The sequence below is a fragment of the Nesterenkonia sphaerica genome (assembly GCF_005771565.1).
Taxonomy (GTDB): domain Bacteria; phylum Actinomycetota; class Actinomycetes; order Actinomycetales; family Micrococcaceae; genus Nesterenkonia; species Nesterenkonia sphaerica.
Map to the genome: position 1 here is coordinate 117,212 of NZ_VAWA01000006.1, position 25,474 is coordinate 142,685.

Below are 25,474 nucleotides of genomic sequence, written 5' to 3' on the forward strand. Positions count from 1 at the left end.
CGTCAAATATCCGCGGCGGTGATCCGGGACTTGATCAGCGCCGCAGCTGCCGGCGCGGAGCCTGCGGCGATGTCAACGGCGCCAGCCAAGGCCTGCTCGGCACGCGGGATGCGCTGCTGGTCATCAGTGCAGAGCGTCATCAGCGGCGCCCCGGCCTGCACAGTGTCGCCGGGCTTGGCGTGCAGCCGGACTCCGGCGGCGGCCTGCACGGGGTCCTCCTTGCGCGCCCGCCCAGCGCCCAGCCGCCAGGCGGCGATTCCCACCGCGTAAGCATCCATCCGGATCAGTGTGCCAGAGGCTTCGGCGGTGATGGTGTGCTGGTGGCGCGGCTGCGGCAGAGCGGCATCCGGGTCTCCGCCCTGGGCCGTGATCATGGCGCGCCAGGAGTCCATCGCTTTGCCGTTGCGCAGGTTCTCCCGGGGGTCCACGCCGCTGAGGCCCACCCCGGCCAGCATCTCTGCGGCCAACGCCACGGTGAGTTCGACGACGTCGCCGGGTCCACCCCCGGCCAGCACCTCCACGGATTCCTGGACCTCCACCGCATTGCCAGCGGTGAGCCCCAGCGGGGTGTCCATCTCAGTGAGCAGGGCGGTGGTGGTCACCCCCGCGTCGGTGCCCAGTGCCACCATGGTCCGGGCCAGCGCGGCGGCGTCGTCGTAATTCTTCATAAACGCCCCGGTGCCGACCTTGACGTCGAGGACCAGCGCATCGGTGCCCTCGGCAATCTTCTTGGACATGATGGAGCTGGCGATCAGCGGGATGGATTCCACAGTGCCGGTGACATCGCGCAGTGCGTAGAGCTTCTTATCAGCCGGTGCCAGGCCGGGCCCCGCGGCGCAGATGACGGCTCCGACGGCGTCGAGCTGCTCCAGGACCTCCGCGTTGGTCAGGCTGGCCCGCCATCCGGGGACCGCTTCGAGCTTGTCGAGCGTGCCGCCGGTGTGGCCGAGTCCGCGCCCGGAGAGCTGAGGGACCGGCACCCCGTATGAGGCCACCAGCGGGGCCAGCGGCAGGGTGATCTTGTCCCCCACTCCCCCGGTGGAGTGTTTGTCAGCGGTCAGCCTCCGGCTGCCGTCGGGGCGAGTCAGGGAGCGGAAGTCCATCCGCTCACCGGTGGCGATCATGGCTGCGGTCCACTGCCGGATTTCCGCCCGGCTCATTCCACGCAGCAGGATGGCCATTGCCAGTGCGCTCATCTGCTCCTCGGCCACCGCACCCTCGGTGTAGGCAGTGATCAGCCAGTCGATCTGTGCATGGCTCAGTGCGCCGCCGTCGCGTTTGAGCCGGATGAGGTCAACGACGTCGTAGTCCGCGCTCACTGCCTCACCCTCCCGAGGTCAGCGGGGCCGAAGGCCTGCGGCAGGATTCCCGCCATGTCTGTGACTCCTTCCGGGGTCAGGATCGCGAACGTCTCTGCGGCGAACTCGTTGAGCAGCTGGCGGCATCGGCCGCAGGGCATGATGGTCTCCCCGTGGGCGTTCACACAGGTGAATGCCGCCAGGTGACCGCCGCCGGTCAGCTGCAGCTGCCCCACCAGCGTGTTCTCCGCGCACTGACCGAGGCCGTAGGAGGCGTTCTCGACATTGCAGCCGGTAATCAGCCGGCCGTCGGTGGTCAGTGCCGCGGCCCCCACGGGGTAGTGCGAATATGGTGCGTACGCGCGGCTCATCGCCTGGTGTGCCGCGGCAGTGAGCACGCTGAAGTCGACGTCGTCAGCCATGGGCCAATCCTAAGCGGTGGAGGACATGCAGGCCCGTGCCACTTCGGTCATGACCCGCACGCCCACGCCGATGGCCCGCTCGTCAGGCATATAGTCTCCGCGGTGCAGGTCGTAGAGCTCCCCACCCGGGGTCATGGTGCCCAGCCGGAACATGGACCCGGGCACCTCCTGGGTCATCCAACCGAAGTCCTCCCCGCCCATGGACTGCTCCGCCAGCGTCAGTCCGGCTTCACCCAGGGCCCTCTTGACCGCCCGGTCAATGATGCCGGTGGCGTCCTCATCATTGACCACCGGCGGCACTCCCCGGACATGGTTGAGGGTGACACTGACTCCATAGGCGGACGCGGCCTGCTCCACCACCTCGGTCAGCACGCCCCCGGCCTCCTTCCACGCGTCAGCGTCGAGGATCCGCATGGTGCCGTGCAGGGAGCCCAGTGCCGGGATGGCATTGGCGGCGTTGCCCGCACTGATGTGGCCCCACACCAGGGACACTCCGCTGCGCACGTCGATCCGGCGAGCCAGGATGGCCGGCACGGTGGTGGCGATGTGACTCAGGGCACCGATGACGTCTTCAGTCAGATGGGGCCGAGAGGTGTGCCCGCCCCGGCCGGAGACGTTCACCTGGACCAGATCGGAGGCGGAGGTGATGGGACCGATCCGCGTGCCGACCGACCCGACGGTGAGCTTGGGGTCTGCGTGCAGAGCGAAGATCCTGGGAACCCCGCGCAGCAGGCCCTGCCGGACCACCTCCTGGGCGCCTCCCGGGAAGTGTTCCTCGGCGGGTTGGAAGATGATCCTGATACGGCTGTTCAACCCATGGGGCGAGGCTGCGGCCAATGCCGTGTGCATCCGCTGCAGCGTCCACGCCAGGCCGAGCATCACGGTGGTGTGCAGGTCGTGACCGCAGGAGTGCGCCACGCCCGGGTTCCGTGAGGCGTAGTCGAGCCCGGTGGATTCGGCAATGGGGAGTGCGTCGATATCGCCGCGAAAAGCTGCGGCGATCGGAGCATCCAGAGGACCGATGTCCACATAGCACCCGGTGGTTTCGGGCAGCAGCTGCGGATCCAGGCCCACCTGGCGAAGGTGCGCCGCGATGGTGGAGGTGGTCCGTTTCTCCTTCCAGGACAGCTCCGGGTGGGCGTGAATGTCTCTGCGGAAAGCGATCAGCTCGCTCTCCAGCGCTGCCACGATCTCCGCTGCGGCGGCCACCGGCGTGGTGAGGCGGGAGACCTCAGCGTCGACCCGCGCCGTCGTCTCCTGCTCGTATGCTTCCGCATCAGAGGACATCGGAATCTCCCTTCTCCTTGAGCGCTTTGACGGCCTGCTTGACACTCTGCGCGTGATCGGTGGTGGTGACAAGCAGGGCATCGTCAGTGTCGACCACCACAATGTCCTGGACACCGATCAGCGCCACCACCCGTTGGGTCTCTGAGACGACGACGCCGGAGGAATCTTCCGAATAGACCCGCGGCTTGGTGCCCAGCACCGTCATATTCTCCTGTTGGGCAGCCGGATTCAGCCGTGCGATGGCGGCAAAGTCCCCCACGTCGTCCCAGGTGAAGGTGCCCGGGATGACGGCGACATCGCCAGCGTCTGCGGCCGGCTCGGCCACGGCATAGTCGATCGCGGTCTTGGGCAGCTTGGGCCAGATGCGCGCCATGACTTCTGTCTGGTCTGCAGTGTCCCAGGCCGCAGCGATCTCCGTCAGGCCCGCGTAGAGGTCGGGCTCGGCGGCGGCGAGATGGTCCAGCAGCAGAGCGACCGGTGCCACAAACATTCCTGCATTCCACAGGTAGCGGCCGCTGGCCACGTAGTCCTGTGCCACCTGCTCCCCGGGCTTCTCCACGAACTCGATCACCTGGTGGGCGTCGGGGGCGTCGGGTACCGGGAAGTGCTCACCGGTACGGATATAGCCGAATGCCGTGGAGGGGTGGGTGGGTTTGATGCCGATGGTGACGATCTTGCCGGTGGCCGCGGTAGCCACCGCCTGGCCCACCGCGTCGCGGAACAGCGGCACGGGGGCGATGACGTGGTCGGCGGCGAAGGACCCCATAATGGTGCCTTCGGCTCCGGTGCGGCCGGCCGCCACGTCCCGGGCGTGCAGAATGGCGGCGGCCAGCCCGATGGCGGCGGCCGAATCTTTGGGCTCCGGCTCCAGCACCAGATCAGCCGTTCGCAGCTCGGGGAGCTGGCCGAGCACCGCCTCGCCGTGGGCCTCGCCGGTGACAACCATCACAGCGTGGCCGGAGAGCGGAAACAGCCGCTCGTAGGTGGAGCGGATCAGCGTGCTGCCCGATCCGGTCAGATCGTGCAGGAATTTGGGAGCGCCCTCCCGGGAGAGCGGCCACAGCCGGGTACCGACCCCGCCGGCGGGAATAACGGCATGGAAGCGGTCAAGCGCTGAGGCCGAGGGTGGGTCCTGGGGGGAGGCGGAGCTGGAAGTCACTCGACCAAGAGTATCTGTTGATGCAGGAACCGAGCGGCCGGATGTGAGTCAGCTCATGACCGCAGGAGCAGTTTTCTACAACGAGTAGAAAACATTGGGGCATCAGTAAAGATTAGGATGGAGCACAGTGCCATGCGACGACGCTGGAAAGGTAACTGAACGTGACGCAGACAAAAAGCACCTCCGGGGGACGGGGGACGCTCTATAGAGGCCGCGAGGGTATGTGGTCCTGGGTGGGGCACCGGATCACCGGTGTCGGTATCTTCTTCTTTCTCCTGGTCCATGTCTTGGACACCTCGCTGGTCCGTGTCTCACCTGAGGCTTACGATGCGGTCATCGGCGCTTATAAGCATCCCATCATGATCATGGGCGAGATCGGGCTGGTGGGCGCCATCGTCTTCCACGCCTTCAATGGTCTGCGCATCATCCTGGTGGACTTCTGGAAGCAGGGAACCCGCTACCACCGCCAGATGCTGTGGGCCGTGATGGCCCTGTGGTTCGTGACCATGGTGGCGTTCTCGATTCGTCACCTGATGCTTTTCTTCGACGGCTGGGAGGGCTTCTGAGATGACCGCCGCTAACTCTGAGGCAGTACTTCCTGCTAAGGGCATCGAAGCCCCCCGTTCCGGACGCATCGATCCGAAGTACCTGCGCTCCAATCCCTCCTCCGGGTCGTTTGAGATGGTCGCATGGGTCTTCATGCGCGTCTCCGGCGCAGCCCTGGTGGTGCTCATCTTCGTGCACCTGTTCACCAATCTCCTGGTCGGCGAGGGCATCCACCAGATCGACTTCGCGTTCGTCGCCGGCAAGTGGGCCAACCCGGTTTGGCAGTTCTGGGACCTCACCATGCTGTGGCTTGCCATGCTGCACGGGACCAACGGCATGCGCACCATCATCAATGACTACGCAGAGAAGGACTCGACCCGGCTGTGGCTGAAGTCCATTCTGTACCTCGCCACGACGGTCATCATCATTCTTGGCACCCTGGTGATCTTCACCTTCGAGCCCTGCCTGGTCGACGACGCCGGCAACCTGATGGACTACGCGCCGGCATTCTGCGAGAACATCGCCAACTGAGCGTTGGCGGAGCCGACGCAGCATTAGCACTTCAAACGCATCAACAGAAGAGAGCCGAACAGAACATGCAGGTTCATAAGTACGACGTTGTGATCGTCGGCGCCGGCGGCGCGGGTATGCGCGCTGCCATTGAGTCAGGCCAGCGCGCGCGCACTGCGGTGCTGACCAAGCTCTACCCCACTCGCTCCCACACTGGTGCCGCGCAGGGCGGCATGTGTGCGGCCCTGGCCAATGTCGAAGAGGACAACTGGGAGTGGCACACCTTCGACACCGTCAAGGGTGGCGACTACCTGGTGGACCAGGACGCTGCGGAGGTGATGGCCAAGGAGGCCATCGACGCCGTGCTCGATCTGGAGAAGATGGGGCTGCCCTTCAACCGGACGCCGGAGGGCAAGATCGACCAGCGCCGGTTCGGCGGACACACCCGCGACCATGGCAAAGCTGCGGTGCGCCGGGCCTGTTACGCCGCCGACCGCACCGGCCACATGATCCTGCAGACGCTCTATCAGAACTGCGTCAAGCACAATGTGGAGTTCTACAACGAGTACTACGTGCTGGACCTGATCACGGTGGAGGAGTCCGCGACTCGCGCTGACGGCACCACCTACATGCAGAAGCGTGTGGCAGGCGTGGTCACCTACGATCTGGCCTCCGGAGAGCTGCACATCTTCCAAGCCAAGTCTGTGGTCTTCGCCACAGGTGGGCTGGGCAAGATCTTCAAGACCACCTCCAATGCGCACACCCTGACCGCCGACGGTATGGCCATCGCGTACCGGGCCGGAATCCCGCTGGAGGACATGGAGTTCGTCCAATTCCACCCCACCGGACTGGCCGGGTTGGGAGTGCTGCTTTCTGAGGCTGCCCGCGGAGAAGGCGGGATCCTGCGCAACAGTGAGGGCGAGCGGTTCATGGAGCGCTACGCCCCCACGATCAAGGACCTCGCCCCGCGTGACATTGTGGCCCGCGCCATGGCCCAGGAGGTCCGCGAGGGACGCGGCGCCGGCCCCAATAAGGACTATGTGTATCTGGACCTGACCCACCTGGAGCCGGAGCACATTGACGCGAAGCTGCCGGATATTACGGAGTTCGCCCGCACCTACCTCGCCGTGGAGCCGCACACCGAGCCGGTGCCGGTCTTCCCCACCTGTCACTACGCCATGGGCGGAGTGCCCACCAATATCAAGGCCGAGGTCCTGCAGGACAACGAGACCGTGGTTCCGGGGCTCTACGCCGCCGGCGAGGTCGCCTGCGTGTCCGTGCACGGCTCGAACCGTCTGGGCACCAACTCCCTGCTGGACATCAATGTCTTCGGCAAACGCGCCGGCATCTACGCCGCCGAGTACGCCACCAGCGCCGATTTCGTGGAGCTGCCCGAAGCTCCGGAGGCTTTCGTCACCGAGCAGCTGGAGATGCTGCGAAGCTCCACCGGAGAGCAGCGGGTGGCCACCATCCGGGCCGAACTCCAGGACACGATGGATCTGAATATGCAGGTCTTCCGCTCTGAGGAGAGCATCCGGGAGGCCCTGGACAAGATCAGCGAGCTCAAGGCCCGCTATAAGCAGATCACGGTCCAGGACAAGGGCAAACGGTTCAACCTAGACCTGCTGGAGGCCCTCGAGCTGGGCTTCCTGCTGGACATGGCTGAAGTCATGACGGTCTCCGCGATGCACCGCAAAGAGTCCCGCGGCGGCCACTACCGCGAGGACTACCCCGACCGGGACGACGAGAACTTCATGCTGCATTCGATGCTGTACAAGGATCCCGGCTTTGAGACCGAGGGCGTCTCGGGCATCCGTTTCGACACCAAACCGGTCACCTTCACCCGCTACGAGCCGATGGAGCGTAAGTACTGATGAGCACCCCCACAGTTGAGAAAGAACCCGCATCCAAGGTTGACCTCGCCTCCTCCGGGCAGGGGGCAACAGCGGTGCAGCAGTTCGACATCACCCTGAAAGTCCGCCGGTATGACCCCGAACGCTCCGAAGACGCGTGGTGGGACGAATGGAATCTCACCATGTTCGGCACTGACCGCGTGCTGGACGCACTGCACAAGGTCAAGTGGGAAGTGGACGGCACCCTGACCTTCCGCCGGTCCTGTGCCCACGGCATCTGCGGCTCCGACGCCATGCGCATCAATGGCCGCAACCGGCTGGCCTGCAAGACCCTGCTGAAGGACCTGGACACCTCCAAGCCGATCACGGTGGAGGCCATCAAGGGCCTCCCGGTGGAGAAGGACCTCATCGTGGACATGGAGCCCTTCTTCCAGTCCTACCGGGAAATCATGCCCTTCATGATCAACAGCTCACCGGCCCCCACCGCAGAGCGGGTGCAGTCACCAGAGGAGCGGCAGCGCTTCGACGACACCACCAAGTGCATCCTGTGCGCGGCCTGCACCAGCTCCTGCCCGGTGTTCTGGACCGACGGCCAGTACTTCGGCCCGGCGGCCATCGTGAACGCCCACCGGTTCATCTTCGACTCACGCGATGACGCCGGCGATATGCGCCTGGAGATCCTCAATGACAAAGAAGGCGTGTGGCGCTGCCGCACCACCTTCAACTGCACCGAGGCATGTCCCCGCGGCATCGAGGTCACCAAAGCCATCCAAGAGGTCAAGACCGCCATTCTGACCCGCTCGCTCTAGCGAGAGCTGCGCTGCCCGCCCCTCCTCAGGGGCGGTCAGCGTGGTCTGAGGCCGCAATTGCTCCCCAGCTGGCGGCAAAGAGGTACACCAGACCGAAAATGAAGAAGTAGAAGAACACTCCGAGCACCGTGCCAAAGGTGTTCAGCAGCGGGTTGGGGCTGTCGGCGAAGTTCTGCAGCAGCTGGCTGGAGACCAGCCGCAGCAGCGATGCCCCGACCCCCGCGATCAGCGCGGACTGCCACAGCGCGGCCACCGGCATCACCAGCCGGGAGGCCACCCGCATCAGCAGCACCGCGATGATCATGTCGAGTGCGAAGGAAATGCCGAACGACACCGGCTGCAGCACCATTCCGGCCTGCCCTTCCGGGGTCCAGCCCAGGAAATCGAGAACCTCGGTGATCAGTCCGTGGCTCAGCAGCCCCAGCACCGACGAGACGATCGCGATCACCCCGAGGATCAGCAGCATCCCGAAATCTTTGAGCTTCACGAAGATCACGTTCTCGGCCATCAGCGGCCGCTCCCAGATACTGCGGATCCCGGCCCGAAGACCGTGCAGCCAGCTCAGCGACGTCACCAGGGCTACCACCACGGCGAGCCCCAAGGACAGGTTGAGCCCTTCCAGGATGAACAGGTCTCGGGCCTGACTCTCCGATATCAGCCCGCCGTCGCTGATCAGTCCCGGCACCGCTGTCTGCACACTCTCAATAATGAGGTCCTGGTACTCGGGGTTGCCCCCGATAATGATCCCGGCCACGGAGAAACCGGCCCAGAGCATCGCGGTGACCGAGAAGAACATCATGTAGGCCGCACCGGCGGCCATCACGGTCCCGTAGTGGAAGAAGAACAGGTTCAGCGACCGCATCAGGCGCGTGCGGTTCCACCGGGCTAAGCCCCACTGCCCCAGCGGAACCACCCGGGCGGAGCCGGTGCGCCCCTCACGCTTGGCCCGCCCGTAGGCCATCCGTGCCTGCAGCTCATCACGCTGGAGACGCTCGTGGTCCAACGGATTGTTGCGCGCTCTGACTTCGTGGCGCTCATCAAGCTTACCCACCCGCGCCTTGGCTGCCTCCAGGATCGCCCCGGTGCTGCTCAGCTGCGACCCGCGGCGACCGGGTTGGGACTGGGGGCTCAGACGGTGGCGCGGCATCAGATTCAGACCGGTGCCGCGGGAAGGAATCCGACTTTGTCGTAGACCTCGGCCAGAGTCGTCGCGGCAGTGTGACGCGCCTTCGCTGCGCCTTTGGCCAGCAGCCGGTCCAGCTCGCCGGGATCGTCCAAGAGCTCGAGGGTGCGATCCCGGACCGGTCCGATGCGGGCGACCACCACTTCGGCGAGATCCACCTTGAGGTGACCGTACATCTTGCCCTGATACTCCGCGACAAGTTCGGGGATGCTTTTTCCGGTGACGGCGGAGTAGATGCTCAGCAGATTGGAGACTCCCGGCTTCTGCTCGCGGTCGAACCGGATCTCAGTGCCGTCGTCGGTGACGGCGGACTTGATCTTCTTCGCGATCTTCGTGTCGGAGTCGTTGATGTTGATCAGGCCATTGGGCGACGACGCCGATTTGGACATCTTCGCCGTCGGTTCCTGCAGGTCATAGATTCTGGCTCCGACCTCCGGGATGAAGGGCTCAGGCACCCGGAACGTCTCGCCGAAGCGGTAATTGAAGCGTTGTGCGAGGTTGCGGGTGAGCTCCACATGCTGCTTCTGGTCGTCACCGACCGGCACCCCATGCGGCTGATAGAGCAGAATGTCAGCGGCCATCAGCATGGGATAGCTCAGCAGCCCCACGGACGAGGCCTCGGCGCCCTGTTTTGCGGACTTGTCCTTGAACTGCGTCATCCGCGCCGCCTCCCCCATCCCGGTCATGCAGGTCAGCACCCAGGCCAACTGCGCGTGCTCCGGCACATGCGACTGGACGAACAGGGTTGACCGGTCGGGGTCGATGCCCCCTGCGATGAACTGCGCTGCCGTATTGCGGGTCCGTTCGCGCAGCGCCTGCGGGTCATGCGGCACCGTAATCCCATGCAGGTCCGGGATGAAGAAGAACGCCTCATACTGCTCCTGGGTCTTCACCCAGTTGACCAGGGCGCCCACGTAGTTCCCTAGGTGCAACGACTCCCCTGAGGGCTGCATGCCGGAGAGCACGCGCGCGCCCGGCTCGGGGGCGGTGAATGGGTTCCGCGTCTGGTCAGGGGGCACGGTGGAGTCGTCAGTCACTGGCGGGGTCCTTTGTCCTATTCACGTCGGAGCGAGTCTGCGGTCATTCTATGGCCCGGAGGAACGCCGCCAAAGTTGCCGGCTGTATTCAAATAATGCCTTTCCTGAACACGAGCTGAATTTAAGCTAAAATTTCGCAGACTAACACTTTTTGAGGTACCGGGACCGCTGCAGCAGGAGTATCAATGTCATCGACCTATGTCACCGTTCAGAGGGCCGGCCAGTCTGCGGCGCTGAGTCTCGTTGCGGCAGGGACCCTAGTCCTCACCAGCTGCGGGGAGGAACAACCGCCTCCGCTGGAGAAGATCGCAGACACCATCCTGGAGTCAGTGGAGGAGGCCGAGTCCTTCACCGTCCGCACTGACGGAGACTGGGAGGCCGCGTTCGCCGCAGATCCCATGCTTGACAATGTGGATGCCGACCCTGACGAGCAGGAAGTCCTGATGCATTTCACCGGCGGTGGGGACCAGATCTTCATGCAGGTCCATGTGCTCGATGTTGAGTGGGACATGCTGTTCATCCGCCCGGAGGCGACCGCCTATATGCCGGTGGCCTCGTTCCTTGACCTCATGGAGCTCGGTGCCGAGGCTGAGGGGGAGGACATCAACTCATTCATCGATGCCGAGGGGTTCCGAGCCGATGCTGGTGGCCGGTGGTTGATCATTGAGGACGTCCCAGACTCCGAGATGCAGGATCTGGAGCTGAGCTACCTGCTCGCGGAGCACGGATTCGACGACGGCCCCAGCTTGGCTGAGCAGTTCGCCAGCGACGGCGAGCTGGACGAACGTGGAGACACCTCCGTGTGGGTCTACGACGGCGAAGACGAGGCGGAATTGGTGGTCGTGGCGGACTCGGAGAATCCCTATTTCGTCGAGCTGAGCTTCTATGACGACGACATCCACGTCACCGAGCGCTATTCGAACTGGAATGAAGCCCCGGAGCCTGAAACTCCGCCCACGGACGAACTCATGACCGAACGGGAGCTTCAGGATCTGATGATGCGCCACATCGTGTTCTGAGTCCGCGCCCGCCGCTCAGCGGGCCTATTCTCAGCCGGCCTATTCTCAGCGGAGCGCGACCGTGAACTCGTGGTTCGTCAGCGCTTCGAGCATGCTGGTCTTCACCTCGTAGCCCAGGCCCGGCCCGGTGGGCACCTGGATCTGGCCGTCGTGCATGGTCACCTCGGGGGAGATCAGGTCTTCGGACCAGTAGCGCGCTGAGGGCGCCGTGTCGCCGGGCAGCGTGAAGCCCGCCAGGGAGGCGATGGCGACATTGTGCGCCCGTCCGATCCCCGTTTCCAGCATGCCGCCGCACCAGGTGTCGACTCCGGACTCCCGGCAGAGCTGTTCGACCTTCAGCGACTCGGCGAGACCTCCGAGACGGCCGATCTTGATGTTGATGATCCTGCCGGAGCGCAGCTCCAGAGCCTTCCGGGCGTCGTCGACCGAATGGATTGACTCATCCAGGCAGATCGGCGTGCGGAGCTGGGCCTGCAGGTGCCGGTGGTCGACAATGTCGTCGTGCGCCAGCGGCTGTTCGATCATCATCAGGTCCAGCTCGTCGAGTGCGGTGAACAGCTCAGCGTCCTGCAGACTGTAGGCCGAATTGGCGTCGACCATGATCATCTGATCGGGGAATTCCCGGCGGACCGCACGCATCATCTCCAGGTCCCGCCCGGGTGCGATCTTGATCTTAATGCGCCGGTATCCGGCATCCACGGCGTCGCCGACAGCCTCTATGAGCTCCGCGTCGGTGGGTTTGATGCCGATGCTCAGCCCCACCTCGATCCGTTCTTTGGTGCCCCCCAGCGCCTGCGCCAGCGGGATGTCCTGCTGTTTGGCCCAGAGGTCCCACACCGCGCCCTCCAGGGCCGCTTTGGCCATATTGTTCCGCTTGATGGGATGCAGCAGCGTACTGACGTCGCGGGGATGCTGCAGATCGGCCTGCTGCAGCCGCGGAAGCACATATTCAGCCAGCGCGACCGCACATGTGCTGGTGGCCTCCTCCGAATAGGTGGGTTCGGCACCGGCGACGCATTCGCCATATCCGACGGTGCCGGCGTCGTCGTGGGCTTCCACAATCAGCAGGTCCCGGTGGGTCTGGGTGCCGAAGCTGGTGGTGAAGGGGGTGAGCATCTCAATGGTCAGCCGGCGCACGGTGACGGAGGTCAGGTTCATGGTGAGTCAGTCACCCCCGAGGGCGAATCCGGCTTCCAAGTCCCGCTGGGAGAAGGTGCGGAAGGCGACCATGGTTTCGCTGCTGATGATGGCGCCAGCTTTGGAGATCTTTCCCGGGACCAGTTCGCTCAAATCCTCGAAGTTCGGAGTCTTCACCACCGCCACCAGGTCCCAGGCTCCGGTGACCGAGTACACCGCATCGACCTCGTCGATCGCGGCGATCTCCTGAGCAGTCTCGGGGATCTTGTGCGGATCGGTCTTCAACAGCGTGATGGCAGTGATCAATGTGCGCTCCTTCGCGTGGTGGGTGCCCGGTCCCCACTCTAAGCCACCGGCCGAGAGCCGCGGTCAGCTTGCGGGTTCGGCCCGGCGCGGTCCTCGGTCCTGGCCAGCCGGTGGGGGCTCAGGGAAGCTGGTAATCCACCACCAGCGGGGCGTGGTCGGACCAGCGCAGGGAGTAGTCTGCGGCTCGGTCCACCCGAGGATTGGCCGCCTGGGCCGCCAGCTGGGGAGTCGCCATGTGGTAGTCGATGCGCCACCCGGTGTCATTGTCGAACGCCTTCCCGCGGTAGGACCACCAGGTGTAGGGGCCGGGGACTTCTCCGGCGAGCGATCGAGCGACGTCCACGTACCCGGCCTCGCCGAAGAACTCGTCGAAGTATGCCCGCTCCTCCGGGAGGAACCCGGAGTTCTTCACATTGCCCTTCCAGTTCTTGATGTCGAGCTCGGTGTGGCCCACGTTGAGGTCCCCCAGCACCAGCACGTGGTCAGCACGGTCTGCCAGTTGCGGGAGGTACTCACGCATATCGGCCAGGAAGCGCATCTTGTGCTCCTGGCGGAGGGTTCCGACCTCCCCGGAGTGCACGTAGACGCTGACCACGGTGAGGACGCTGCCGTCGCCGAGCTCATAGTCAGCCTCGATCCAGCGGCCGTCGTCCTCTGGGCGTCCGTCGCCGAGTCCGGTGCGGGTGGCCACCGGTGCCGTGCGGGAGAGGATCGCCACCCCGGCGCGGCCCTTATCGGCTGCCTCATGGTCGTGGACGTGCCAGTGGGTCTCCGGGTCCTGGGCACCGGCCTGCTCAGCGAAGCCGGTGACCAGCGGGCTGAGGATCTCCGGGGCAGCCCGGACCTCCTGCAGCGCCAAAATGTCGACATCCCGGGAGGCCAGCCACTGCCCCATCCCCTTCCGGGCGGCGGCACGGATGCCGTTGACGTTGACTGAGGCGATCCGGGTCGCCCCGGTCTGCTTGGGATCGACAATGCGGTGCGGGAAATCAGCGGCTTCGCCCACTGGTGCTCCTTTGCGATGTTCAGGGGGTTGTTGGGCTGACCCTGCGCTGCAGCGCCCGGTTATCTCAACAGGGCTCTGAAAGACGGGATCAGCGGACGACGTCGCCCTCGATCGTCTCGCCGTCGGCGTCGTCGTCATTGCCAGGTTTCCTCTTGCGGCGGCCCACGTGCTCAGCGAGCATATCCCGGCCGTTATGGGCCGTGATCTCCAACGTTTCCAGCGCGCGATCAACCATCTCCGTGTCGGTCTCCGCACCTTTGCCCAGCTCCTGCTGGATGACCCGGGTTTGGACCTGGACGATCTTGAAGGAGTGGTCCAGCTTCAGGTGACGGGTGTGCGTGTCCTCGTCAATCACAGTGGTCCCCCCTGAGCTGGGGGACCGGATGGCGGCCACATCCGCTCGGGCGGAGTCCACCGCCTGCCCGAACTTCTTGGCGCTGCGGGAGAAGGCCAGCACCACGATGGTGGCCAGCAGCAGCCAGCCCCCGGCGATCACCACCAGGATCCACCCGATGATCTGGTTTTCGTTGGCAGCGAAGATCAGGGCCACCAACAGCACAGTGATCATGACCGCGAAGACGATGCTGGTGCCCCGGCGGCCGGCATTGCGCAAGGCTTCGTGCGCTCGTTGAGGGGAGGGAAGAGAATTGCTCACAGCAGCTTATTGTTCCAGACTGCAGGCATAAGATCGAAAGGCCCGGACCGCCGAACTGAGGAGCTCACTGTGACTGAACTGCCGGAGACGATGACTGCTGATACTGCCGAGCGCACCACATGGATGCGCCGCTACACTCTGGACCCGGCACTGGCGGAGGAGTTTGTGCAGTTCCTCAGCAAAGAGGTGTTTCCGGCTCGTGAGGGCCGTGGGTTCACCATTGAGTCGGTGTGGTTGGACAATGACAAGTCCCAGCTGACGTGGTTCGTCTCGCGGTTGGGCAGCTCAGCGGAGTTCGCCGCGGCCGAGCAGGCGTGGGAGGACTCCGCGGAGCGTGCGGAGATATTTGCCGGCAGGCCTCAGTACGTCACCGGTAAGGATCTGCGCGAGGTCACTCGTCTGCGGTGACCGGCGTGCTGCGCTGCCGCTGACGCTGCGTGGCGGCGCGCCGGGCAGCACCCACCGCGGCGACCACCGAGAAGACCATGATCCCGGCGACCAGCAGGGCCACCACCAGCAGTGCCGACTGGTGGTCGAAGCCTGACAGCACCCCGAAATAGACTGCGGTGACCACGGCGAGGCCGATAGCGGTCACCACCCGCTGGGCGCTCTGCGCCACTCCCCCGGCCGCGCCGGCCATCGGTTCGGGCACGTCCTGCATGGACAGCGTCTGGGCGCTGGGGATGATCAGCGCCTGAGAGAGCCCGTTGACCCCGAGCGCCACGGCGACCCAGCCGACTGAGGCCCACGGTGTGGTCTCCAGCAGCGCGGCTGCGGCGAGGACCAGCATCGAGACCACCGCCGCGATGCTGCCCAAGACCAGCATCCGCGCACCCATCCGTTCCACCCGGCGCCCGACCTGGGCAGCGAGCAGAATGACCATGCCCGCGCTGGGCAGCATCACCAGCCCGGCGGTCAGCGCGCTGAGCCCCAACCCCTGCTGCACGTAGATGGCCACCACCGCCCAGATGCCCGGCATCCCGGCGAAGTAGAGGATGAGGACCGCGGAGTTCCAGGTGTAGCTGGGCAGAGTGAACAGCGCAATGTTCACCATTGGCGCCTCGGCGTCGCGCTCCCCCAGGCGTTTCTCCCACCAGAACCAGAGCCCCAGCAGAGCCAGGCCCGCCACCGCTACTGCGGCACCGGTGAGGTTCTGGTACTGGATCACCGGCAGCATCACACACACAATGGCCACCGACAGCAGCACAGCCCCCAGCGGGTCGAGCTTTCCGAGCCCGCGCTGAACACCGGCCCTGCGGGAGCGTGCGGAGTCGCCGTCCTGGAATTTCGGCAGCCAGCAGAAGGCCGCAATCAGCGCCACCGCAGTGACCGGCACATTGAGCAGGAACACCAGGCGCCACCCGGCCTCGGCGGAGGCACTGTCAATCAGCACCCCGGCCAGTAGTGGCCCCACGGCGACCGCGACGCCGATCACGGTGCTCATCAGGCCGTAGGCGCGGCCCCGCGCCTGGCCGGTGAACATCCGCTGGATGATACCGATGATCTGCGGCACCAGCATCGCCGCCCCCAGGCCTGCCACGATGCGCATCGCGTTGAGCATCAGTGGGCTCGGCGAGAAGGCCGCGGCCAGGGAGGCGGCAGCGAACACAGCGGTGCCCAGGAGGAAGAATCGCCTGCGGCCCCAGAGGTCGCCGGCCCGGCCAGCTGGGACCAGACCCACTCCGAAGGCCAACGCATAGCCGGAGAGCACCCATTGGAGGTCGGCGGCGGTGGCGCCGAGGCCTTCCTCGATCGCGGGCAGGGCGACCATCACCGAGGAGATGCTCATCAGCGAGGCGAAGAGGGGCAGCAGCAGCGCGGTGAGGACGCGGGCGCTCGGAGCCGCTCCCGGGCGGTGCCGGTCGCGCACTGAACGGCTCAGCGTTTGACCTCCCGGAGGTAGCGGGCGACGTCGGGATTGAAGGCGAGCACCAGCCAGTAGACGTTCACGCCGATCCAGATCAGCGTGACCACCACCGTGGCAAAGTCTGTGGGTCCGCCCAGGACGAACCCGAAGATCCCGAAGAATGCCCCGAGGACGGCGAAGATGATTCCGACGATTCTGGCCCAGCTCTTCGCCGCCCGGAGCCCGTAATAGACCATGAGATAGATCCCGAGCCCGATCAGTGCGAAGACCACGGTCACCCCGAGGACCATCGACAGGTAGCCCTCAATGTCGCTGCGATCCACGGTTTGACCGGCGGCGGTGAGCTGCTGCTGGAAGTCGCTGATCATCTGCTCCCGGAAAGTGGCAGTGTTCATCATGATGAAGCTCACCAACTGGTTGATCAGGTACACCGCAAGCGAGAGCAGTGTGAACCGTTTCAGCTTGCGGAACTTCTCCGGCTCTGGGACGGGTCTGCCGTAAGCCTGGGGGTCATAAGGCTCAGTGCCGTACCTGGAGGAACTGGGGCCGGGCTCGGGTGGGCGACCCGCCCCGGAAGCGGCACTCTGGTCAGGGAGCCCCCACTGTGGGTCCTGGGAGCGATCCTCATGCGGTGGGTTACTCATTGTTCCTCCTTGTGCTGTGACGTGTCTGTGGTGCGTATCCTTCGATTCTGCCTATTCATACCGCAGCGCCTCAATGGGATCTTTCTTTGCCGCACGCGCCGCCGGCAGGGTGCCGGCCAGGAACGCGATGATCAGGATGAGCAGGAAGATGCCGCCGATCGCCAAGGGGTCGAGGCCGAACAGGCTCAGCTCGGCAAATCCGCCCAGCGGGCCGTCGTCGGCAGTGAGCAGACCGTTGGTGACGAATCCGGCGATGAGCCCCAGTCCGATACCGGCGACTGAGCCCATCACTCCGATGAGCACAGCCTCCATGGAGAACAAGGTGAAGACCTTCGCACGGGACATGCCCAGCGCTTTCATCAGCCCGATCTCCCGGGTCCGCTCCTGGACGCTCATCAGCAGCGTATTGACGATCCCGAAGCTGGCTGCCAGCAGGGCGATCAGCGCAAAACCGGACAGTATCCACGTGATGGCGTCAATGACCGCTTCGAACATGGCGATCTGGTCCTCTACGGTCAGGCCCCAGAGCCCCTCTTCGGCCAGCGCCGCCTTCACGGTGTCCTCGTTCTCTGCGAGGTTCTCAATCTCCGCTGCCGCCATGATGTAGGACTCCGGGAGCTGGCCCTCGTACCCGTCGGCGTTGACGGCGGCCACCTCCTCCGCCAGCGCCACCGAGGGAATCGGTGAGAAGCCCACCCCTGCCAGGGTGCCCTGGGTGACCCCGACCACTTCGGCCTCCACCTCGGTGATCTGGCCTACTGCGTTAGGGGCCGCGACGATCAGCGTCTCCCCCAGCACCGCCTCCGGGTCCGCAGCTCCGAAGATCTCCAACCAGTCCTCAGGGACGGTGGCCTCCATGCTGCTGCGATCCGGTGCCCCTCCTGCGGCATATTCAGCCAGCACGTCGTTGAGCGCATATTCGAACTGTGCCTGGTATTGATTTCCCCCGGTGGTCTGAACGTATTCCAGCTGCGCGGCGACCTCTGTGTCGACCCCGGCCACGTGATCCAGCTCTTGGATGGTCTCCACATCTGTCGCGGAGAGCATGCCTGTCCGGAAGCCGGAGTCCACCTCGGCGCCTGCTTCCGGGTCGTATTCGGGCGGTCCGTCCTGCTCCTGCGCGCCGGCCTCCATCTGCGGCACCACGTAAATGGTGTCCTCGACACCGAAACCGCCGAAGACCCGGTCCACCGTCTGGTTGATTCCGGCGCCCAGACCTGAGGTGAGCGTCAGAGTGAAGGCTCCGATGACGATCGCCACCACCGTCAGCGCGGTACGCAGTTTGGATCGGAGTGTGTTGCTCAGCGCTGAACGTGTCAGGTCCACGGATTTCATCGGCGCGCTCCTCTGCCGAACGGGAGGATGCGGCGCCGCGGCCGCGATGCCCCATGGGGCGCGGCGCGCCGCTGTCTACCGGCACCGGCGGGCAGCACGCCGGTATGCTCGTCGACAATCTGCCCGTCCTGCATGATCAGGCGGCGTTGGCACTTCCCGGCCAGGTCCTCGTCATGGGTGACCACCACCAGGGTGATCCCGTGCTCGCGCTGGAGGTTGAGCAGGATGTCCTCCACGGTCTCGCTGGTAGCGCTGTCCAGGTTGCCGGTGGGCTCGTCGGCGAAGACCACATCGGGGTTGTTGATCAGCGCCCGGGCGATGCACGCCCGCTGCTTCTGTCCGCCGGAGAGGTCGGTGGCCCGGTTTTTCGCCTTATCCGCCATTTCCAGCTGCTCCAAGGCGCCCATCCCCCGCCTGTCCCGCTCTGCCCGGGGGACCCCGGCAATCTTCAGCGGCAGAGTCACATTCTCCAGGACCGTCTGATGGGGGTTGAGGAAGAACTGCTGGAAGACGAACCCGAATGTTTCGTTCCGCAGCGCAGAGACCACCTTGGGCTTGAGCTTGCTGACCGGACGCCCGTCGAGCGCCACCACTCCTGAAGTGGGCTCGTCCAGCAGGGCCAGCAGGTGCATCAGCGTGGACTTGCCCGATCCTGACTTCCCGACTATTGCTACCGATTCCCCCCGGTGGATTCCGAAAGTCAGGCCCTTTAGTGCATGAAACTGCGCCGGGCCGCGCCCATAGACCTTGACCAGGTTCTCCGTTTCAAGAACGGGTGTGCTCATTGATGCCTCTCGCTTGCCATGGACTGTGCTCTCAGTCTTCCTGATCAGCGGAAACTTCGCATGATTGCGCAGTCACCCTGACGCCAGCGGGTACCCCACATCTGAGACCGGCACGGGACTATTTTGCTAGCAAGCCCTTTAGTTTACTGTGTAAAGTATTGGTCATGCCCGTCCCGTCCGCCCTAGAGTCTGCTGCGCCCACCCATGGCGGGCCCGAGCCGGCCATCCGCGCCGTCGACCTAGTGAAGAAGTACGGAGATTTCGCTGCGGTCGACGGGATCAGCTTCACGGTCTCCCGCGGGGAGGCCTTCGGCCTGCTCGGCCCCAATGGGGCGGGGAAGTCCACCACCATGCGGATGATCGCAGCGGTGGCCTCGCGCACGGCTGGGCAGATGCAGGTCGCAGGCCTGGACCCGGAGCAGCACGGCCCGGAGGTGCGCGCCCGGCTTGGGGTGGTGCCCCAGCAGGACAATCTGGACGAGGAGCTCACCGTCCGGGAGAACATCGTCATGTACGGCCGTTACTTCGGCCTGCCGCGGCGGTACCTGCTGACCAAGGCGGATGAACTGCTGGAGTTCGCCCAGCTCAGCGCGAAGGCGAACTCCCGGGTGGAGGACCTTTCAGGCGGCATGAAGCGCCGGCTGACCATTGCCCGGGCTCTGGTCAATGAGCCCGAGGTCCTGCTTCTGGATGAGCCCACCACGGGCCTGGACCCACAGGCGCGGCACGTGCTGTGGGACCGGCTGTTCCGGCTCAAAGAGTTCGGCACCACCTTGGTGCTGACCACCCATCACATGGATGAGGCCGAACAGCTCTGCGACCGCCTGGTGGTGGTGGACCACGGCACCATCATGGCCCAGGGCTCCCCGCCGAACCTGATTCGCCAACACTCCACCCGGGAGGTGCTGGAACTGCGTTTCGGCACCGATCGCAATGCCGAGCAAGCGGAGACCCTCAAACAGGTGCTCACCCACACTGATGCTGGCGCCGGAGAGGTCGGGTTCAGCCATGTGGAGGTGCTCCCGGACCGTCTGATGATCTACGCCGAGCAGGCCGAGGCGGCACTGGAGAAGATCCACGCCGCCGGGCACAAGCCCATGACCTCGCTGGTGCGCCGGTCCTCGCTGGAGGATGTCTTCCTGCGCCTGACCGGGCGGTCACTCATTGACTGAACCGACGACGGCGCCGCCGACCACCCTGCCCGCAGGGCGCCGGTCACCGGCGGCTGACAAAGACCTGCTGACCCGGCGGGTGCGCCGATTCGGCGCGCTGTACCAGGCCGAGGCCACTCTGCGTGCCATGCGCGCCTACGGCGGCGTCATCCTCTTCTCCTCCACCTTCCAGCCGATCATGTACGTCCTGGCGATGGGGCTGGGACTCGGGGTGCTGGTGGGAGCCGAGACGGACTTCTCCGCCTACGGGGCGGATTCCTATCTGATGTACATCGCCCCGGCCATCCTCGCCTCCACTGTGGCGATGACCGCCGGCATCGAATTCACCTTCCCGGTGATGGAGGGGTTCAAGTGGCGCCGCAAGTACTTCGGCGCCCAGGCGACCACCCTTCAGCCTCAGCAGATTGCCACAGGGCACATCCTGGCCGTCTGCTGCCGGTTCGGCATCCACGCCCTGATCTTCACCGCAGTGCTCTTCGCCTTCGGCGCACTGAGCTCCCCGGCTGCAATGCTGATGATCTTCTCTGCGGTGCTGGGCGGCCTGGCCATGGGCCTGCCCATCATGGCCTATATCTCCACCCTGCGGGATGAAAAGGGCCACGCGGCCATGATTCAGCGCTTCGTCATCATGCCGCTGTTCCTCTTCTCCGGAACGTTCTACCCGCTGACCAACCTCCCCCAGTTCCTTCAGGTCATCGGCTGGATCTCCCCCATGTGGCACGCCAATGAGCTGGGCCGCATCCTGGCCTTCGGCCAGCCGACCCCGCTGTGGCTGGTGGTAGTGCACGCCGGGTATCTGCTGAGCATTGTGGTGTTGGCCTGGCTCGCGGTTCGCCGGGTGTTCATCCGCCGGCTGGGGTACCAGGAGTGGCGGGGGCGGATCCCTGGGCTGAAGGCCGACCAGCGCCGTCAGCACAAACAGGACGCCAAGGAGTCGCAGAATGTGGCGTACCAGCGCAGTGCAAGCACCCCAGGCGCCACCTTCCGCCGCGGCGTCGGCGCCAACTACTACTCCGGCAACATCCGGGCTGTCTTCAGCCGCGGCATGGCGGCGATCCGCAACAACCGGGGCCTCATTCTGCTCTCCGGCTTCCTCGAACCGGTGCTTTTCCTGGCCAGCTTCGGCCTCGGCGTCTCCCCGATGATTTCGGGGGTCGACGCCGAACAGGCGGGTCTGGCCGGACAGGACACCATCACCTACGCCGCCTTCATTGCACCTGCCCTGTTGGCGGTCTCCGCCATGAACGGTGCAGTGTTCGACTCCACCTGGAACGTGTTCTTCAAGCTGAAGATCACCAAGCTCTACCACACCATGATGGCCACCTCCCTGGGGCCGGTGGACGTCGCCGTGGGTGAGATCTGCCTGGCCCTGTTCCGCGGCGGCGTCTACGCCTTCGGCTTCCTGACCGTCCTGCTGGCCACCGGCCTGGTGACGCCGATCTCCGCCGTGCTGATGTGGTTCACCGCCCTGTTCATCGCACTGGGATTCGCCTGTGTGGGCATGGCGGTGACCAGCTTCATGAAGCGCTTTCAGCAGATGGACTGGATGATGATGGTGCTGATTCCGATGTTCCTGTTCTCCGCCACGCTGTTCCCCATCAGTGTCTACCCGGCTGGAGTCCAAGCCCTGATCCAGGCCCTGCCCCTGTGGCACGGGGTGGAGCTGATGCGCGATATCGCGTTCTGGGACTTCAGCGCCCTGACCCTGGTGCACATCAGCTACTACCTGGTGATGATCGGCGCCGGCGGAGCCCTGGCCGCCTTCCGGATGAAGGCCCTCTTCCTGAGGTAACCCCACCCCCTCTCCCGCACAGCGTCGCGGGATGTGGGAAATGGGGGCCGATTTGGCGGCAGTTTCCCACATCGGGAGACGCTGTGCCGTGGCAGTCCCCGGTCAGGGGCGCTTCAGCCGTCCTCGCGTTCGGTTTCGGTTCCGGCGATCAGGGCGTCCAGCGCCAGGGAGAACAGCTCCTCACGATGTTCGGGGACACCGTCGGTGTCATCGGTGTTCAGCAGCATCACCACCGTGCGCTGAGCACCCTGCTCGACCTGCGCATGCCAGCTCCCGGTGACCACTCCCGGAAGCCCGCCTCCTTTGAAGGCCAGGCTGTCCCACCATGGGTCCTCCACCGGAGCCGCCAGACCAGGGTTGGCGGTGAAGATATCTGCGGCTTCCGGCTGGTCCTGCGCCCAGTCGGCCAACGCCTGGGTGACCTCTGCCACATCCTCCGCGGTGGCGTACCAGTCGATGGCCTCGTCGCGATCGTGCCGGGAGGTGTCGTCCGAGGTGATCTCCAACTCCTCCTCGGAGAGCTCCTCCAGCACCTCACGGCGCTCTTCGACGTCCAGCTGACCCCACCTCTGACCCAGCTCAGGCAGTCCCCAGCGCAGCTGAAAGAGCTCCCGTGTGCTCAGGAAAGGGCGCAGCAGCTGGGGGTTGTGATGGCCCGTCGCGGCCACCGCCTCCTCCACCGCCTGACGTCCGAGCCGGTCCATAAGCATGTCCGTGCCGGTGTTGTCGCTGAGTGAGATCATTCGGTGCGCCGCGTCGTAGACCGTGGTGGTGAACCCCTCCGGCTGATCCTGCAGCGTCCCCGAGGGCAGACTTCGCAGATCGTCAGTGAGCTCCAGCTGATCCATCCACTCCACATCACCGGCTTCGATCGCCTCCATCAGTGCGGCGAAGACGTAGATCTTGGACACCGAAGCCAGCGGAGCCGGATCCCCCTGCCCGAAGCGCAGCAGGATCTCCCCTTCCTCCACCACCAGCGCCTCCACCGTGCCGGGAAGCTCTATCAGCCGCTCGGCGATCTCCTCGAAGCCTTCAGCTGGCTCGGCGGTGAGGTCCTCCGGAGCCGCGGTCGGGGCGGCGTCGTCATGCGGGATCTCCGGCTCGGTGCTGGTGGGCTCGGTGCTGGTGGGCTCGGTGCTGGTGGGCTCGGACCCGCGCTCGGCCGGGTCGGTGGACGCCGGCTCACGGGTGCCCAGCTCATCGGCCTCGGGCGCTGCGGCCTCGACGGTCGCGGTCTCGGTCGCACTCGCGTCCTGGGCGACGTCGCCCGGCCCGCCGGGGACGGGATCATCCGCCCCGGCGCAGGAGGCCAGGGGCAGCAGGGCCATACAGGCCGCGCCGGCACGGAATATCCAGTGGCGGGTCACAATGGATGAGATTACTTGGTGCGCCCCGGCGGCGCTATGCACGCAGGGGATAGACTGGCCAGCGGCAGCGCGCAGCACAGTTCCCGCATCACATCCAAGGAGGACTCCCCTTGTCTGATATTCATTCCGCTCCCCTGGCCGAGGTCGACCCGGAGATTGCTCAGGCCATTGACGATGAGCTGGGCCGTCAGCGCGGGACGCTGGAAATGATCGCCTCCGAAAACTTCGTCCCCCGCGCGGTGCTGGAAGCGCAGGGTTCGGTACTGACCAATAAGTACGCCGAGGGCTACCCGGGGCGCCGCTACTACGGCGGCTGCGAGTTCGTCGACGTGGCCGAGAACCTCGCGATCGAACGCGCCAAGGCCCTCTTCGGCGCTGAGCACGCCAATGTCCAGCCCCACGCCGGCGCCCAGGCCAATGTGGCGGTGATGACGGCGTTCCTCAAGCCCGGGGACAAGCTGATGGGTCTGTCGCTGGCGCACGGCGGTCACCTCACCCACGGAATGAAGCTGAATCACTCCGGAAAGTTCTACGAGATCGCCGCCTATGAGGTGGACCCCGAGACCGGACTGATCGATATGGACCAGGTCCGTGAGGTGGCCCTGGCGGAGAAGCCGGACATGATCGTGGTCGGCTGGTCGGCCTACCCCCGGGAGCTGGATTTCGCCGCGTTCCGCCGGATCGCCGATGAGGTCGGTGCCATCCTGTGGGTGGACATGGCCCACTTCGCAGGCCTAGTGGCGGCCGGACTGCACGCCAACCCCGTCCCCTACGCCGATGTGGTGACCACCACCGTGCACAAGACCCTGGCCGGGCCCCGCTCCGGGCTGATCCTCTGCACGGAGGAGCACAAGAAGAAGATCAACTCAGCGGTCTTCCCCGGACAGCAGGGTGGCCCGCTGATGCACGTCATCGCAGCCAAAGCGGTGGCGTTCAAGATCGCGGCCACCGAGGAGTTCGCCCAACGGCAGGCCCGCACCGTGGAGGGCGCGCGGATCATTGCAGACCGGCTCACCGCCGACGACGTCACTGACGCCGGTGTGTCTGTGCTCACCGGAGGCACTGATGTGCACCTGATCCTGGTGGACCTGCGCAATTCCGAGCTCGACGGCAAACAGGCCGAGGACCTGCTCCACCAGGTGGGCATCACCGTCAACCGCAACGCGATCCCGAACGACCCGCGCCCGCCGATGGTCACCTCCGGTCTGCGGATCGGCACCCCTGCCCTGGCTTCGCGGGGCTTCGGTCCGGCGGAATTCCGCGAGACCGGCGACATCATCGCCGAGACTCTCAAGCCGGGTGCTGACCTGGACGCACTGCGCGGCCGGGTCTCGAAGCTCGCCGCCGACTTCCCGCTGTACGAGGGCCTCGAGGATTGGTGAACCCCGCGCCTATGACTGCACAACTGCTCGACGGCCGCGCCACTGCCAAGGCCATGAAGGCCGACCTCAGAGATCGCGTCAGCGCGCTCCGGGCCCAGGGGATCACACCCGGCCTGGGCACGGTGCTGGTCGGATCGGACCCCGCCAGCGAGTCATACGTGGCGGGGAAGCACCGCGACTGCGAACAGGTCGGCATTGAGTCCATCCAGGTCAACCTGCCGGAGGATGTCTCCCAGGAAGAGCTGCTGGCCGAACTGGACCGGCTCAACAATGACCCGGCCTGCACCGGCTACATTGTGCAGCTTCCGCTGCCGAAGCACCTGGACCAGCAGCGGGTGCTGGAGGCCATCTCACCGGAGAAGGACGCCGACGGCCTGCATCCGACGAATCTGGGCCGGCTGGTGGCCGGGGTCAATGAAGAGCTGACCTCTCCCCTGCCGTGTACGCCTAAGGGCTGTGTGGACCTGCTGGCGCACTATGGGATCGACCTGGCTGGCCAGCACGTGGTGGTGGTCGGCCGCGGTGTGACGATCGGACGGCCAATCGGCCTGCTGCTGACCCGCCGGGCAGTCAACGCCACGGTGACGCTGTGCCACACCGGCACCAGAGATCTGCCGCGGCATCTGCGCGAGGCGGATGTGGTGATCGCAGCCGCCGGCGTCAAGCACATGATCGACCCCGCGGATCTGAAAGAGGGCGTGATCGCTCTGGACGTGGGGGTCACCCGCGAGGTGGACCCGGAGACCGGCAAGGCGAAGATCTACGGAGATCTCGCTCCAGGGATTGAGGCGAAAGCCAGCTGGTACTCCCCCAACCCCGGCGGCGTCGGGCCCATGACCCGGGTGGAGCTGCTGCAGAACGTGGTGCTCAGCGCTGAACGGCGCGCCGCCGCGGAATGACCCG

Annotated in this window: 25 protein-coding genes; 10 read left to right on the forward strand and 15 right to left on the reverse strand. The window is 65.4% G+C overall.

Translation table 11 applies throughout. The annotated features are described in order from the left end of the window. Positions 1-2: 2 nt before the first annotated feature. The 4 genes from FEF27_RS06475 to FEF27_RS06490 are packed head-to-tail and all read right to left on the reverse strand — an operon-like array spanning position 3 to position 4,166. Complete coding sequence (locus FEF27_RS06475; protein ID WP_138170027.1) at positions 3-1,319, reverse strand: thymidine phosphorylase; 1,317 nt, start codon at positions 1,317-1,319, stop codon at positions 3-5. Continuing rightward, on the reverse strand, positions 1,316-1,720 hold the full coding sequence (locus tag FEF27_RS06480; RefSeq protein WP_138170028.1) for a cytidine deaminase: 405 nt from the start codon (positions 1,718-1,720) through the stop codon (positions 1,316-1,318). Before FEF27_RS06480 ends, FEF27_RS06475 begins: the two co-directional genes overlap by 4 nt. A 9-nt stretch (positions 1,721-1,729) precedes the next feature. Then, a complete protein-coding gene (locus FEF27_RS06485; protein WP_138170029.1) occupies positions 1,730-3,007 on the reverse strand; it encodes an amidohydrolase in 1,278 nt (425 codons plus the stop codon). After that, positions 2,997-4,166 (reverse strand): mannose-1-phosphate guanylyltransferase, encoded by a 1,170-nt coding sequence (locus tag FEF27_RS06490; RefSeq protein ID WP_138170030.1) that lies wholly within the window; start codon positions 4,164-4,166, stop codon positions 2,997-2,999. The genes FEF27_RS06485 and FEF27_RS06490 overlap by 11 nt, the downstream gene beginning before the upstream one ends. A gap of 161 nt (positions 4,167-4,327) precedes the next feature. On the opposite strand from FEF27_RS06490, the gene sdhC reads away from it, so the two are divergent. The 4 genes from sdhC (at position 4,328) to FEF27_RS06510 (ending at position 7,884) form a co-directional block, all read left to right on the forward strand. Next, the gene (sdhC, locus tag FEF27_RS06495) at positions 4,328-4,732 is read left to right on the forward strand and encodes a succinate dehydrogenase, cytochrome b556 subunit (protein WP_279526784.1); all 405 of its coding nucleotides are present in this window, start codon (positions 4,328-4,330) and stop codon (positions 4,730-4,732) included. Between the two features lies 1 nt (position 4,733). Further along, positions 4,734-5,243: a succinate dehydrogenase hydrophobic membrane anchor subunit gene (locus FEF27_RS06500; protein WP_138170031.1), complete on the forward strand. Its 510-nt coding sequence runs from the start codon at positions 4,734-4,736 to the stop codon at positions 5,241-5,243. Positions 5,244-5,308: 65 nt separating this feature from the next. After that, complete coding sequence (gene sdhA / locus FEF27_RS06505; protein WP_138170032.1) at positions 5,309-7,096, forward strand: succinate dehydrogenase flavoprotein subunit; 1,788 nt, start codon at positions 5,309-5,311, stop codon at positions 7,094-7,096. Further along, complete coding sequence (locus tag FEF27_RS06510; RefSeq protein WP_138170033.1) at positions 7,096-7,884, forward strand: succinate dehydrogenase iron-sulfur subunit; 789 nt, start codon at positions 7,096-7,098, stop codon at positions 7,882-7,884. Before sdhA ends, FEF27_RS06510 begins: the two co-directional genes overlap by 1 nt. A 25-nt stretch (positions 7,885-7,909) precedes the next feature. On the opposite strand, the gene FEF27_RS06515 is transcribed toward FEF27_RS06510, so the two are convergent. Together FEF27_RS06515 and trpS are read right to left on the reverse strand one after the other, a co-directional pair. Next, positions 7,910-9,031 (reverse strand): YihY/virulence factor BrkB family protein, encoded by a 1,122-nt coding sequence (locus FEF27_RS06515; protein WP_138170034.1) that lies wholly within the window; start codon positions 9,029-9,031, stop codon positions 7,910-7,912. 5 nt (positions 9,032-9,036) lie between these two features. Further along, complete coding sequence (gene trpS, locus FEF27_RS06520) at positions 9,037-10,086, reverse strand: tryptophan--tRNA ligase (protein ID WP_279526786.1); 1,050 nt, start codon at positions 10,084-10,086, stop codon at positions 9,037-9,039. 203 nt (positions 10,087-10,289) lie between these two features. Between trpS and FEF27_RS06525 the strand changes: the two genes are divergently transcribed. Next, complete coding sequence (locus tag FEF27_RS06525) at positions 10,290-11,123, forward strand: hypothetical protein (RefSeq protein WP_138170035.1); 834 nt, start codon at positions 10,290-10,292, stop codon at positions 11,121-11,123. 45 nt (positions 11,124-11,168) lie between these two features. On the opposite strand, the gene menC is transcribed toward FEF27_RS06525, so the two are convergent. The 4 genes from menC to FEF27_RS06545 form a co-directional block, all read right to left on the reverse strand. After that, positions 11,169-12,281 carry an o-succinylbenzoate synthase gene (gene menC / locus FEF27_RS06530; RefSeq protein WP_138170036.1) on the reverse strand — a complete coding sequence of 371 codons (1,113 nt, stop codon included), beginning with the start codon at positions 12,279-12,281 and terminating at the stop codon, positions 11,169-11,171. A 6-nt stretch (positions 12,282-12,287) separates the two neighbouring features. Further along, complete coding sequence (locus tag FEF27_RS06535) at positions 12,288-12,566, reverse strand: Lrp/AsnC ligand binding domain-containing protein (protein WP_138170037.1); 279 nt, start codon at positions 12,564-12,566, stop codon at positions 12,288-12,290. Between the two features lie 118 nt (positions 12,567-12,684). Continuing rightward, complete coding sequence (locus FEF27_RS06540; RefSeq protein WP_243729128.1) at positions 12,685-13,461, reverse strand: exodeoxyribonuclease III; 777 nt, start codon at positions 13,459-13,461, stop codon at positions 12,685-12,687. Positions 13,462-13,660: 199 nt separating this feature from the next. Then, a complete protein-coding gene (locus FEF27_RS06545; protein ID WP_208009705.1) occupies positions 13,661-14,227 on the reverse strand; it encodes a phage holin family protein in 567 nt (188 codons plus the stop codon). A 69-nt stretch (positions 14,228-14,296) separates the two neighbouring features. Between FEF27_RS06545 and FEF27_RS06550 the strand changes: the two genes are divergently transcribed. Then, entirely contained in the window at positions 14,297-14,635 is a 339-nt protein-coding gene (locus FEF27_RS06550) for a hypothetical protein (protein ID WP_138170039.1), read from the forward strand. Here the strand turns inward: FEF27_RS06550 and FEF27_RS06555 are convergent. The 4 genes from FEF27_RS06555 to FEF27_RS06570 are packed head-to-tail and all read right to left on the reverse strand — an operon-like array spanning position 14,619 to position 18,858. Then, complete coding sequence (locus FEF27_RS06555; RefSeq protein ID WP_138170040.1) at positions 14,619-16,097, reverse strand: MFS transporter; 1,479 nt, start codon at positions 16,095-16,097, stop codon at positions 14,619-14,621. The two genes, FEF27_RS06550 and FEF27_RS06555, sit on opposite strands and share 17 nt — an antisense overlap. Before the next feature lie 8 nt (positions 16,098-16,105). Further along, complete coding sequence (locus FEF27_RS06560) at positions 16,106-16,738, reverse strand: DUF3784 domain-containing protein (protein ID WP_138170041.1); 633 nt, start codon at positions 16,736-16,738, stop codon at positions 16,106-16,108. A 51-nt stretch (positions 16,739-16,789) separates the two neighbouring features. Continuing rightward, positions 16,790-18,073 (reverse strand): ABC transporter permease, encoded by a 1,284-nt coding sequence (locus FEF27_RS06565; RefSeq protein WP_138170042.1) that lies wholly within the window; start codon positions 18,071-18,073, stop codon positions 16,790-16,792. Next, the gene (locus FEF27_RS06570; RefSeq protein ID WP_138170043.1) at positions 18,070-18,858 is read right to left on the reverse strand and encodes an ABC transporter ATP-binding protein; all 789 of its coding nucleotides are present in this window, start codon (positions 18,856-18,858) and stop codon (positions 18,070-18,072) included. Before FEF27_RS06570 ends, FEF27_RS06565 begins: the two co-directional genes overlap by 4 nt. Before the next feature lie 164 nt (positions 18,859-19,022). Here FEF27_RS06570 and FEF27_RS06575 point away from each other — a divergent pair, with 164 nt between their 5' ends. Further along, positions 19,023-20,030: an ABC transporter ATP-binding protein gene (locus FEF27_RS06575; RefSeq protein ID WP_138170044.1), complete on the forward strand. Its 1,008-nt coding sequence runs from the start codon at positions 19,023-19,025 to the stop codon at positions 20,028-20,030. Continuing rightward, entirely contained in the window at positions 20,023-21,822 is a 1,800-nt protein-coding gene (locus FEF27_RS06580; protein WP_138170045.1) for an ABC transporter permease, read from the forward strand. The genes FEF27_RS06575 and FEF27_RS06580 overlap by 8 nt, the downstream gene beginning before the upstream one ends. Before the next feature lie 113 nt (positions 21,823-21,935). On the opposite strand, the gene FEF27_RS06585 is transcribed toward FEF27_RS06580, so the two are convergent. Then, on the reverse strand, positions 21,936-23,189 hold the full coding sequence (locus FEF27_RS06585; protein ID WP_138170046.1) for a serine hydrolase: 1,254 nt from the start codon (positions 23,187-23,189) through the stop codon (positions 21,936-21,938). A 110-nt stretch (positions 23,190-23,299) separates the two neighbouring features. Between FEF27_RS06585 and glyA the strand changes: the two genes are divergently transcribed. Together glyA and FEF27_RS06595 are read left to right on the forward strand one after the other, a co-directional pair. Beyond that, positions 23,300-24,571 carry a serine hydroxymethyltransferase gene (glyA, locus tag FEF27_RS06590; protein WP_166429937.1) on the forward strand — a complete coding sequence of 424 codons (1,272 nt, stop codon included), beginning with the start codon at positions 23,300-23,302 and terminating at the stop codon, positions 24,569-24,571. A gap of 11 nt (positions 24,572-24,582) precedes the next feature. Then, on the forward strand, positions 24,583-25,470 hold the full coding sequence (locus FEF27_RS06595; RefSeq protein ID WP_138170048.1) for a bifunctional methylenetetrahydrofolate dehydrogenase/methenyltetrahydrofolate cyclohydrolase: 888 nt from the start codon (positions 24,583-24,585) through the stop codon (positions 25,468-25,470). Positions 25,471-25,474: the final 4 nt, after the last annotated feature.

Coding starts and splice junctions, on each gene's coding strand:
- FEF27_RS06595 (WP_138170048.1), top strand. CDS start 24,583: ATGACTGCACAACTGCTCGACGGCCGCGCCACTGCCAAGGCCATGAAG.
- FEF27_RS06510 (WP_138170033.1), top strand. CDS start 7,096: ATGAGCACCCCCACAGTTGAGAAAGAACCCGCATCCAAGGTTGACCTC.
- sdhA (WP_138170032.1), top strand. CDS start 5,309: ATGCAGGTTCATAAGTACGACGTTGTGATCGTCGGCGCCGGCGGCGCG.
- FEF27_RS06570 (WP_138170043.1), bottom strand. CDS start 18,858: ATGAGCACACCCGTTCTTGAAACGGAGAACCTGGTCAAGGTCTATGGG.
- FEF27_RS06485 (WP_138170029.1), bottom strand. CDS start 3,007: ATGTCCTCTGATGCGGAAGCATACGAGCAGGAGACGACGGCGCGGGTC.
- FEF27_RS06480 (WP_138170028.1), bottom strand. CDS start 1,720: ATGGCTGACGACGTCGACTTCAGCGTGCTCACTGCCGCGGCACACCAG.
- menC (WP_138170036.1), bottom strand. CDS start 12,281: ATGAACCTGACCTCCGTCACCGTGCGCCGGCTGACCATTGAGATGCTC.
- FEF27_RS06500 (WP_138170031.1), top strand. CDS start 4,734: ATGACCGCCGCTAACTCTGAGGCAGTACTTCCTGCTAAGGGCATCGAA.
- FEF27_RS06525 (WP_138170035.1), top strand. CDS start 10,290: ATGTCATCGACCTATGTCACCGTTCAGAGGGCCGGCCAGTCTGCGGCG.
- FEF27_RS06540 (WP_243729128.1), bottom strand. CDS start 13,461: ATGGGGCAGTGGCTGGCCTCCCGGGATGTCGACATTTTGGCGCTGCAG.
- FEF27_RS06515 (WP_138170034.1), bottom strand. CDS start 9,031: ATGCCGCGCCACCGTCTGAGCCCCCAGTCCCAACCCGGTCGCCGCGGG.
- FEF27_RS06560 (WP_138170041.1), bottom strand. CDS start 16,738: ATGAGTAACCCACCGCATGAGGATCGCTCCCAGGACCCACAGTGGGGG.
- FEF27_RS06575 (WP_138170044.1), top strand. CDS start 19,023: ATGCCCGTCCCGTCCGCCCTAGAGTCTGCTGCGCCCACCCATGGCGGG.
- FEF27_RS06565 (WP_138170042.1), bottom strand. CDS start 18,073: ATGAAATCCGTGGACCTGACACGTTCAGCGCTGAGCAACACACTCCGA.